Origin of the sequence: Paraburkholderia sp. SIMBA_030 (assembly GCF_046535245.1) — a bacterium.
GTDB lineage: Bacteria > Pseudomonadota > Gammaproteobacteria > Burkholderiales > Burkholderiaceae > Paraburkholderia.
This window is the reverse complement of sequence record NZ_JAWRXB010001431.1, coordinates 1-243: the sequence shown is the minus strand read 5'-3', so window position 1 is coordinate 243 and position 243 is coordinate 1. Positions and strand designations below refer to the sequence as shown.

Annotated in this window: 1 pseudogene; it reads left to right on the top strand. The window is 44.0% G+C overall.

The features are described 5' to 3' along the window. Positions 1-182: pseudogene (locus SB772_RS44750) on the top strand (hypothetical protein); the annotation flags it as partial. Positions 183-243 lie beyond the last annotated feature (61 nt).

Below are 243 nucleotides of genomic sequence, written 5' to 3'. Positions count from 1 at the left end.
CAGGCGGACAAAAACAGCGTGTGGGCTCAGGCGAAACTAAAGTGGTATCGATTGCTATATATGAGCAGGTAGAAGCGCTCAACTATGAGGCGGCGCATATGATGTCTGGTATTCTAATTATTATGGGTGTAGTGATGGTAGCTTTGATTGCTAGTGTGAGCCGAATAAGTCAACGTCCATAGCACTGAAATATTTGTACGCGAGTTAAGTGTTAGCTGGCGCAGTAGCTATATAAACAATGTC